This window comes from Phormidium tenue FACHB-1050 (assembly GCF_014696925.1).
Classification (GTDB): domain Bacteria; phylum Cyanobacteriota; class Cyanobacteriia; order Pseudanabaenales; family Pseudanabaenaceae; genus Pseudanabaena.
In genome coordinates, this window is sequence record NZ_JACJQY010000079.1 from 1 (window position 1) to 9,684 (window position 9,684).

Below are 9,684 nucleotides of genomic sequence, written 5' to 3' on the forward strand. Positions count from 1 at the left end.
CCAGATGGTCTATGTCTTGTACGTCTATCTCTGGCATTTGGCTATTTTGATTGCTCTTTATTAAAAATACCTTATTTCAAATTTAACCTGCTGAATCTAGGATAAATCGTCGAGTAAAGGAAATTTAAAAGAGTGTTAATTGCTGTGGTGGCGGAATAAGCTGATCCCAAGGTAACACTGGCACTGGAACATTTGCCTTTTCTAACATTTCCTGAAAGTACCTTGCATTATGGGGCGATCGCTCTTCGATCGGGCAGTGCATAAAGAAATAGATCTGGGTTCCCTGTGCGAGCCATTCGCGTACATACGTTTCCCATTCTTGCCAAAAGCGAATATTCAGATCTCGTTCAGGATGACTGATAAACCGCACAATACTATATGGGGCAGTCACCACAGGTTGCAAAGGCAAATTAGGTTTGCGGCGCTCCTGTTGGACTGGAATCGACAAGGCAGGATCAATGTCATCACCAAGAGGCAAATCATATATGGGGCGCGAATCTAACAATACCCGTCCGATCCCTAAGCTGTGTAATAACTGATTGAGGCGATCGCTATAATTCGGTTTAAACCAATCAGCATGACGCACTTCTAAAGCAATTTGATAATCCTGAGTCGGTAATGCTTTCAAGAAATTCTCTAAATCAGCAAAATTTGCGGGGCTATAACTTGGCGGTAACTGGATAAATGACACACCCAAGCGATCGCCAAAACCCGATACCAAATCTAAAAACTGAAAAGCCTGCTCAATGTGGGGCAACAGCAAACCATTATGGGTGAAATGTTTCGGAAATTTAGGGCAGAAGCGAAATTCTGCGGGAGTATCCTTTGCCCAACGCTCGATGGTTTGGCGATCGGGGATCACATAAAAAGTGGAATTCACCTCCACTGCCATCAGGCGATCGCTATAAAGTGGCAAAAATTCCGTTGAACGACTCCCTTTCGGATAAAAATCACCAACCCAACCCTTAAAAGCCCAAACCGCACAACCTAAATAAAATATGTTAGACATTACAAAAACTAATGAGATTATGATTGTGCTATAAATACAGCCTATGTTAATTTGATTCCATATTTCTTAATGGATGAAATTTTAGACATGCAACAGTCAAATAAATTAATTGACGCTCATATTGATGAAGCCCCAATCACTCCAAACCAAGACCAAACTACTCTGCGTTGTCGTGTTGTCAAAACATTAGAGCTAGTCCAAGACACGATCGCGATTTCTCTATGTATTGGGCTATTCTGCGTCATGGTGTTGCAACTTAAGCAGACTTTCCTATCGTTAGTTACGACTTTGCGCTTTCACGAAGTCACTGCCGATATTTTATTTATCCTCATTTTAGTGGAATTATTTCGCCTATTAATTATTTATCTCCAAGAACAACGAGTATCGATTGGTGTTTCCGTAGAAGTAACAATTGTTTCGGTTTTGCGGGAAGTAATTGTCAAAGGGTTACTAGAAGTCGAATGGAAACAGATATTAGCAACCTGTGCCTTCTTAGTTGCCTTGGCAGTACTTTTAATCGTTCGGGTCTGGCTCCCCCCGACCTTTGAAGGCATTGATCCCGAACAAAAAGCATCACAACGACTCAAAGAGCGTCAATAGAAAAGGGGGTACTAAGCACCCCCTTTTCTATTTTGATTTGATTTATTTGACCTGACTAAGTAACTGTTTAATGGTTTTGATTAATTCAGGTGGATGATAAGGCTTAGTTAAATAAGCATCTGCTCCCTGTTTCATGCCCCAATACTTATCAAATTCCTCACTTTTGGTTGTACACATAATTACGGGTACATCCTTCGTAGAGGCATTATTTTTGATCCAACGGCATAACTCATAACCATTCATTTGAGGCATGACCACGTCAGTAACAACGAGATCGGGCGTTAAAGCTTTAAGCTTTTCAACTGCCTCAGCACCGTTGTTTGCTTCCGTAACTTCCATACCATGTTGCTTTAAATGTGCCGAGACCATCTCCAACACCATCGGACTATCGTCCACTACGAGGACTTTTACCATGACTGCTTTCCTTGTTTTCCAGTTGTGCGTTAGCCTACATCGTCATCAAAACTCAATACCTTTGAGAATTAAGCCAGTTTAGAACGATCAATTGCTAATGCAATCATAAAATTTCTAAAACCTTAAAAATAAGATAAGGTTAAGAATATTGCCTACTCAACATTAACTGTTTTTCGATTGTGTCTTTACAGAGTTATTGAGCTAACTTTATCTAAATTAATAGCCAATATCAATAAAAGTCATCGATATTGTTGACAGTATATCAGAATGCATCTTGGTTAGAGCGTTATGGCAATGGTTACAGTTGAAGGTTTGAGCAAAATTTATAATATAGCCGTCAAAGATGCTGGACTAATTGGCACTATTAGGCATTTTTGGCATCGTCAATATCGATCAATTGCGGCGGTCAAAGATATATCCTTTACGATCGCCTCAGGTGAAATAGTTGGTTTTTTGGGACCAAATGGCGCAGGTAAAACCACAACGCTAAAAATGCTGACAGGCTTAATCCATCCTTCATCGGGGCATATCCAAGTTGCAGGGCATATCCCCTTTCGCCGAGACACCGACTTTTTACAAAAAATCACCTTGGTCATGGGGCAGAAACAGCAATTAATTTGGGATCTTCCAGCCCTAGATTCCTTAAAAATGAATGCGGCGGTGTATGACATTCCTGAAAAAGTTTTTAAGCATCGCCTCGGCGAACTTACAGAGATGTTATCGCTGGAGGGTAAACTCACCCAACCCATGCGAAAGCTCTCCCTTGGCGAGCGGATGAAGGCAGAATTATTAGCGGCTTTATTGCACCAACCCCAAGTTTTATTTTTAGATGAGCCAACTTTGGGCTTAGATGTTAACGCTCAAGCAAGTGTGCGGGAATTTTTGCGGGAATATAATCAGCGCTACAATGCGACGATTTTGTTGACAAGTCACTATATGGCGGACATTACGGCGCTATGTAAACGGGTGCTGCTAATCCATCAAGGAGGACTAATTTATGATGGCAGTCTCGATGGCTTGCATGACAACTTTGCACCATATCGGGAAGTGCGGGTGGAGTTAGCCCAACCGATAGGCGATCGCGAGGATTTACAAAAGTATGGTCAAATCCTAAATATTGATGGTCAAGCGGTTTGTTTTTTAGTGCCAAGGGAAGATTTGACTAAGACTGTTTCTCAAATTCTTGCCGAATTAGAAATTCTGGATTTGTCAGTAAATGAACCTGCGATCGAAGAAGTAATTGGTCGCGTTTTCCGTGCTGGTAGTGTCAATTAATGAAGGATTACTATAGCAATGTAAGTTTTGCTTAAGACATCAAGCCCAAAAGATGAGTGGCGGCGCGAAGCGCCGCCACTCATCTTTTGGGCTTTGGTTGGTTTGTACTAGCTAACTCTTTTTTTGCTATATAGCTATAGCCACAAATCAAAACCCAAATAGTGTGAGGCGGCGCAAAGCGCCGCCTCACACTATTTGAGTTTTATGTCCTAAAAAGAATGGCGACAGCTATAAAACCCAAGAAGAGAAAGGCGGCGCTTCGCGCCGCCTTTCTCTTCTTGGGTTTTGCTTTTGTCCTAACACAATCGACGGCAGCTATACATTGCTATATAGCGTTTATCAGTCTAGTGAAGTACGGATTTGTTTCCCGCCGAAGGCTGGAAAACAGACCTTTGTACCTCGATTGCTTGAAAAACGCCATATTTCGTGAGGGTATCATGATGTTTTGGAGATTGTAACTTTTGTCTAACTAACAACTAACTTTACGGTCTATCTAAAGTTCGTCGGCAGTATTAGTGTAATGGTGGCAGTCAAATTGGTTGATTCTTGCGAGCAAGAAAAAATCAGATTGTGAGGGGAAAGACCAAAACAGTATTGCCTTTGTATAACTATCAGCAAAAACCATGTTAAACGCTACTCATATGTTTCCACGGGCTCAATACTACGAGGGATCTAAGACTGAAAACTTGATGTTTAATGAAATTTTAAAAGAGTTCTCTTTGCGGGTCAGCATTATTTATAATCTGCAAACTAGCGGTGACATCTCGCCCCAAGAAGCTTACTCGCAAATTGCAGAACTATGGCAAAAGCTAGAAAAATCCACTAACTCTTCGATGTCATAAATAAAAATTGACTCTCTTAGTCTAGTTGTGGGCTCGATTAATTTTTTGCAGATGTCTAAAAGGGGGAAATTCTAGTTGAGGTATTTAGCAACTTCAGAAACGGTGATAGGCTCATTAGATGGATTAGGAACATCCACAACGAATAGAAATCCCTCAACTTTACCTTTGCCAACCGTATTTAAAGCATCAAGAATTTTGGGCATGTCAGCTTTGATCAAATTGCCGCGATCATCGTAAATTTCGATCGCTGAGAGACAGCCCAATGTGGCATTCCAGTCAAAGTTTTTGGAGTTGACCACTTTATCTTTATTACGGAAAAAATCGATCGCTGCACCACTGCCATGTATCCGAAATAGCGATCGCCCGACATTTCCCGCCCAAAAGGTTTGCTGAATCGGCGTATAAGTCCGCCATGACGGAGGTAAAAGAGCTTGATAGGCTTGTAAATTACCCGTGAATTTACCTTTTTGATTTGGTAAAAAAGCATTCACGCCATCTTCAAAAGGCACAAACAAATTCACCAGCGAAAATTGTCCATAGGCATGAAAAAACTCATCGTCAGGTTGCCGTGAAATTCCTTCCATCCGATACAGCCCCTGCGGTGTGCGCCCATTTGTAAAGTACCAGTCCAGATTGCGTACAGACTGAAGTAATAATGGCACTGACCAAAGTTGCTGACCCTGTTTTAAAAATTTACCGTTGCGATCCTTGATGAGCATTAGACATAAAACATCGCGATTAGGACGGCAGAGAACATACACATGGGCTTGCTGAGGCGCAACTTGCCATTTGAGTAAATCCGTAAGATTGGGAATTGTTTTTGGCTTGTCTGCTACGAGGCGATCGCTAGACAGATTTTCCACTGAAACCCGCAGATGGAGATCTTGTTGCCATTTGGGAAAGCGTTGCTGCACCTTTAGTTTTAGTTTTGCGAGTTGATTCGGGTCAGCATTTGTAGATTTAGAGAGTGCCGCTAAAGATAGCGCTACCCATTGAGAATCGTCACTGAAATTAATTGTGCGTAAAAAATGTGGTTGCAGCTTGCCATAGACCTCAGGCTTAAGCGTATATAGCTCCAAACTTACCTGCATCGCCATATCAATAATCCCCTTTTGGGGGTTACTGAGATTTGCCTCTGTAGTCATCTTTAAAACATTTTCGAGGGCTTGCACTGCATAGCTTTTGTCTAATGCTAAAACCCCGATTGCCCATAGAGACTCTTGCCAATGCGTAGCATTGCTATCCGTAATCGGATATTTTTTGAGATCAAATCTACTCGGATGCGCCTTTTGATGTTGGTCTAGTATTTGAGCATCTCTAGCGATCGCTGTAGCTTTAGTCTGGTAAGCGCGGATCGGTGGAGTTTGGGCTTTAATTGGTTGAGAAGGGGTAGCAGCAAGCAAAAAGGCGATCGCGGCTACAGCACTAGACATAAATTGATACATAATTTCTTGTCACGAGAAAATAGGGAAAGCGCATTGCACTTTCCCTATTTTAGTATGGAGCTAAGCGGATTCGAACCGCTGGCCCTCTCAATGCCATTGAGATGCGCTACCAACTGCGCTATAGCCCCAGAAACTTGCCAATTAAATTACTAATTAATTTATTAGCTTGTCTATAATCGCGCAAATTGAGTTTAATGTCAAATGCGATCGCTAAAAAAATTACAGCAGTTACTGAACAAACGAACCACACGAGATTTTTTGAAAGGGTTGCAAAGCAACCCTTTCAAAAAATCTCGTAGTTTGGATTTGAACGCAAAGCGTTGTATAGCTATAGCCACCTGTATCAGGACAAATCAAAACCCAAATAGTGTGAAGTGGCGCTTTGCGCCACTTCACACTATTAATTCTGACAACTAGCCTCCCAGCCTAACATTGCTGTCTTCCGTTCCAATCCCCAACGATAGCCGCCCAACTCACCTGACTCTCTAATTACACGATGGCAGGGAATGAGGTAACTAATTGGATTACTGCCAACAGCGTTACCAATCGCTCTCGCAGAATTGGGACGACCAAGCGATCGCCCTAAACCCTGATAAGTGGTAATTCCACCGAAGGGAATTCGCAACAAGGCTCGCCAGACTTGGATTTGGAAGTTAGTACCTTTGACAAAGAGAGTGAGGGGCGGTTGCTTCGTGGTATTCAGATTCGGAAGATTGCTAAATAGACGATCGCTAATTGGTTGTGTAATTTGGCGATCGCAAATAATCTCAGCACTTGACCATTCCTCTCGCAGCATTAATGCGGCAGCTTGATTATCCATTCCATCCAGAAAATACAAATTACAAACACCTCTCGCTGTCATGGCAATCAAGCAATCACCAAACATCGTTTCATGAATACCATAGCAAATCTGTAAACCCACACCACCAGTCTTAAACTCCTGCGGTGACATCGCTTCGAGGTTCACAAATAGGTCATGCAATCGTCCTGAACTCGATAAACCGATATCTTCCGTTAGTTCCAATAAGTTCTTTGTTTCCGCAATTTTGGACTTAGCATATTCCACAGTCAGATATTGCAAAAATCGCTTGGGACTAATGCCTGCCCATTTGGTAAACAAGCGCTGAAAGTGATATTCGCTCAGATGTACCTGTTGCGCTATCGCGGCGAGGTCGGGCTGTTGCCGATGGTTTTGACGAATAAAGGCGATCGCTTTTGCCATCAGTTCATAGGTTGCGCGATCGCCGATATTCTCATCTAGAAATTTGTCCGTCGGGGAGTTCATGCTCAGCAATACGAGGGTTTACTCTCAATTTAGCAATGATTTGATATTTAAGCTAACCGTTTCTTGCGATCACCTAAAATGCTAGTAGACTAGTTAGCAATGCGATCGCTTGTTTTTTATGAATGGTAATGGGTTAATCTCTATAGAGTGTCTATTTGCTCGCATGGAAGATTGTGAAATATTAGAAAAAGAAAAAGAGGGAATTTGAGCGATGAAAATCACCCTTGATATACCGCAAGTTGAACTTGAAAAATTAATTGCTCCTGCGATCGCTGAACCACGTATTGCTCTCTATGACATAAATTGGCAGCAATACCAAACCTTTATCGATCTATTCTCAGGACATCAAAACCTCCATCTAACCTATCTCAAAGGAGCATTAGAAATCGTGACGCTTTCGCCAGAGCATGAAATGCTGAAAACGCTGATTGCGAGATTAATATATGTATATGCCGATGTCATGAATATTGACCTCTTTAGTTGCGGCTCCGCTACTTGCAAATCAGAATTAACGGCGAGGGGATTAGAACCCGATGAAAGTTTCTGCATCGGTCAGCGTCAAGAATTGCCTGACTTAGCGATCGAGATAACGGTCACTAGTGGCGGTATTGATAAATTGGAAGTTTATCAGGGATTAGGAATTACCGAGGTTTGGTTTTATCAAAATAGGAAGTTTGCTCTTTATCGTATCAATAGCGATCGCAGTGGATATAATGCGATCGCTCAAAGCCAATTCTTTCCCAATCTCGATCTAAACCTGATGGTCGAATACATCCAACCCGATCAAGAACCTGCAATGGTTAGAACATGGCGTAAATTGTTAAGCACGCATGATTAAATCCCAAAAAGCTGTAGCGCACGCGCAGCGTACGCTACAGCTTTTTGGGATTTTAACAATCCAAAGTGTTTTCTAATTCCCAAGGACTAATGCGAGTACTGTAATCATTCCATTCGCGTTGCTTTAACTTGATATAGGATTGCACAAACTCTGAGCCTAACGCCTCTGGCAAAATCGTATTTGCTTGCAAACATCGGAGTGCATCTAAAAGATTAGCTGGCAGTTGTTTCACTGTGCCAAAAGGAAGCGGATCGGTGTAGGAATTATTGTCATAACGTTTCCCTGCTTCGCGTTGGTGTTTGATGCCATCGAGACCACTGGCGATGAGGGCAGCAGGGAGGAGATAGGGATTCGCGGCTCCATCAGCGAGGCGAAACTCAAAGCGTCCTGCTTCGGGAATACGGATCATGTGGGTGCGATTGTTGCTTGTGTAGCTGATGGTGTTAGGCGACCATGTTGCGCCAGAGTTGGTGACAGGAGCATTAATCCGCTTGTAGGAATTGACAGTGGGATTGGTGAAGGCGCAGACGGATTCGGCGGAATGCAATACGCCGCCGATAAATTGATAGGCTAAGCTCGATAGACCGAGTTCTCCTTTTACATCATCGAAGAGATTCGTATTTCCCTCTAAATCCCAAATGGAGAGGTGGGTATGACAACCGTTGCCCGTTAAATGGGGAAAAGGTTTGGGCATAAAGGTGGCGCGGAAGCCATGCTTTTCAGCGATCGCTTTGACCATATATTTAAAAAAGGCATGGCGATCGGCTGTGACCAAAGCATCAGCATAAGTCCAGTTCATTTCAAATTGACCATTCGCATCTTCATGATCGTTCTGATAGGCTCCCCAACCCATCGCTAACATGGCATCGCAGATTTCGGCAATGATATCGAAGCGGCGCATTAGGGCTTGTTGGTCGTAGCAGGGCTTGCTTGCGCGATCGCTTAAATCAGAAATATCTGTACCATCAGCAGAGAGCAGGAAATACTCGCATTCCACACCAGTTTTCACGCGATAGCCGAGGGCTTCTGCTTGGCTGAGGGCTTGCTTGAGAACATAGCGTGGGGCTTGTTTGACGGGTTCGCCATTCATGTAGAGGTCGGCAGGCATCCAGCCAATTTCGGGTTGCCAAGGTAAGGGGAAAAGACTATTGCGATCGGGAATGGCGAAGAGGTCAGGATCGGCGGGTGTCATGTCGAGCCATGTGGCGAATCCTGCAAATCCTGCGCCATTGGCTTCCATTGAGTCGATCGCTGCGGCTGGCACTAATTTGGCACGTTGCACGCCAAAGAGGTCAATGAAGGAAATGAGAAAGTAGCGAATCCCTTTTTCTTGAGCAATTTCCGATAGAGCCTTAGTCATAATCCCGTAGTCACAATGTTTATCTCTCAGCAAACGGGATTATCGCTCAAATAAAAATGCAATCTCGTATCAATCTTGTCAATATTTACCAAATCTTTGTCTATTTCAATCCCAGAGAGTTTTTATTTCAGATGAAGCCCTTAGCATCTCATCTCTTGTAATCAACGTTGTCTGATAATAACTAGCCGTTGCCGCAATCACGCGATCGTGAATATCCCATTCTTTTGGTAATGTAAGCATCGCTTGAAAAACAGGGAAATCAAAAGCTACCACTGTAAAACCATCTCCCTGATTAATTTGTTGCAAAATCTCCTCAACTGTCACCTTTAACTTACCTTTCTCTGCAATATGTGTAAGTTCAGCCAAAACAAGTGTCGGGATTAAAACTTGAATATCGCCTTCTTGAGCCTGATTAAGAAGATTCTCAGCTAAGGGTGATAAGCGTTTATCTTCAGCAATAAACCAAGCTAGAGCATGAGTATCCACCAAATAAGTATCCATTTGATTTGCTACTCGGTAGTGTGTCACATTTGTTGAGAGATTGAGGAGGATTGAAAGCAAAACTCATGTCTATTGATAAACAAGCCGATGACAATATCATGCATCACAATAGATT

General features: G+C 42.7%; 10 protein-coding genes, 1 tRNA gene and 1 pseudogene. 4 read left to right on the plus strand and 8 right to left on the minus strand.

Features of this window, described 5'->3' with window-relative positions; translation table 11 throughout:
* Window positions 1-124: 124 nt before the first annotated feature.
* Window positions 125-1,009 (minus strand): DUF72 domain-containing protein, encoded by an 885-nt coding sequence (locus H6G05_RS24465; RefSeq protein WP_190582525.1) that lies wholly within the window; start codon window positions 1,007-1,009, stop codon window positions 125-127.
* An 87-nt stretch (window positions 1,010-1,096) separates the two neighbouring features.
* Between H6G05_RS24465 and H6G05_RS24470 the strand changes: the two genes are divergently transcribed.
* A complete protein-coding gene (locus H6G05_RS24470) occupies window positions 1,097-1,609 on the plus strand; it encodes a phosphate-starvation-inducible PsiE family protein (protein WP_190582527.1) in 513 nt (170 codons plus the stop codon).
* A gap of 42 nt (window positions 1,610-1,651) precedes the next feature.
* Here the strand turns inward: H6G05_RS24470 and H6G05_RS24475 are convergent, their stop codons facing one another.
* Entirely contained in the window at window positions 1,652-2,023 is a 372-nt protein-coding gene (locus tag H6G05_RS24475) for a response regulator (RefSeq protein WP_094529540.1), read from the minus strand.
* Between the two features lie 288 nt (window positions 2,024-2,311).
* Between H6G05_RS24475 and H6G05_RS24480 the strand changes: the two genes are divergently transcribed.
* The gene (locus H6G05_RS24480; protein ID WP_190582529.1) at window positions 2,312-3,298 is read left to right on the plus strand and encodes an ABC transporter ATP-binding protein; all 987 of its coding nucleotides are present in this window, start codon (window positions 2,312-2,314) and stop codon (window positions 3,296-3,298) included.
* A 641-nt stretch (window positions 3,299-3,939) separates the two neighbouring features.
* Window positions 3,940-4,140 carry a DUF7219 family protein gene (locus tag H6G05_RS24485; RefSeq protein ID WP_456356027.1) on the plus strand — a complete coding sequence of 67 codons (201 nt, stop codon included), beginning with the start codon at window positions 3,940-3,942 and terminating at the stop codon, window positions 4,138-4,140.
* A gap of 71 nt (window positions 4,141-4,211) precedes the next feature.
* On the opposite strand, the gene H6G05_RS24490 is transcribed toward H6G05_RS24485, so the two are convergent.
* From H6G05_RS24490 to H6G05_RS24500, 3 genes are all read right to left on the minus strand, one after another.
* Window positions 4,212-5,573: a hypothetical protein gene (locus H6G05_RS24490; protein ID WP_242025809.1), complete on the minus strand. Its 1,362-nt coding sequence runs from the start codon at window positions 5,571-5,573 to the stop codon at window positions 4,212-4,214.
* A gap of 67 nt (window positions 5,574-5,640) precedes the next feature.
* A tRNA-Ala gene (locus tag H6G05_RS24495) sits at window positions 5,641-5,713 on the minus strand.
* Between the two features lie 272 nt (window positions 5,714-5,985).
* Window positions 5,986-6,870 (minus strand): methylated-DNA--[protein]-cysteine S-methyltransferase, encoded by an 885-nt coding sequence (locus tag H6G05_RS24500; RefSeq protein ID WP_190582535.1) that lies wholly within the window; start codon window positions 6,868-6,870, stop codon window positions 5,986-5,988.
* 211 nt (window positions 6,871-7,081) lie between these two features.
* Here H6G05_RS24500 and H6G05_RS24505 point away from each other — a divergent pair, with 211 nt between their 5' ends.
* Window positions 7,082-7,708, plus strand: coding sequence for a Uma2 family endonuclease (locus H6G05_RS24505; protein WP_190582537.1), 627 nt, complete (start codon window positions 7,082-7,084; stop codon window positions 7,706-7,708).
* Window positions 7,709-7,760: 52 nt separating this feature from the next.
* On the opposite strand, the gene glnT is transcribed toward H6G05_RS24505, so the two are convergent.
* The 3 genes and pseudogenes from glnT to H6G05_RS26130 form a co-directional block, all read right to left on the minus strand.
* Window positions 7,761-9,068, minus strand: coding sequence for a type III glutamate--ammonia ligase (gene glnT, locus H6G05_RS24510; RefSeq protein ID WP_190582539.1), 1,308 nt, complete (start codon window positions 9,066-9,068; stop codon window positions 7,761-7,763).
* Window positions 9,069-9,173: 105 nt separating this feature from the next.
* The gene (locus H6G05_RS24515; RefSeq protein ID WP_190582541.1) at window positions 9,174-9,569 is read right to left on the minus strand and encodes a type II toxin-antitoxin system VapC family toxin; all 396 of its coding nucleotides are present in this window, start codon (window positions 9,567-9,569) and stop codon (window positions 9,174-9,176) included.
* Window positions 9,570-9,592: 23 nt separating this feature from the next.
* A pseudogene (locus tag H6G05_RS26130) lies at window positions 9,593-9,684 on the minus strand (IS1 family transposase); the annotation flags it as partial.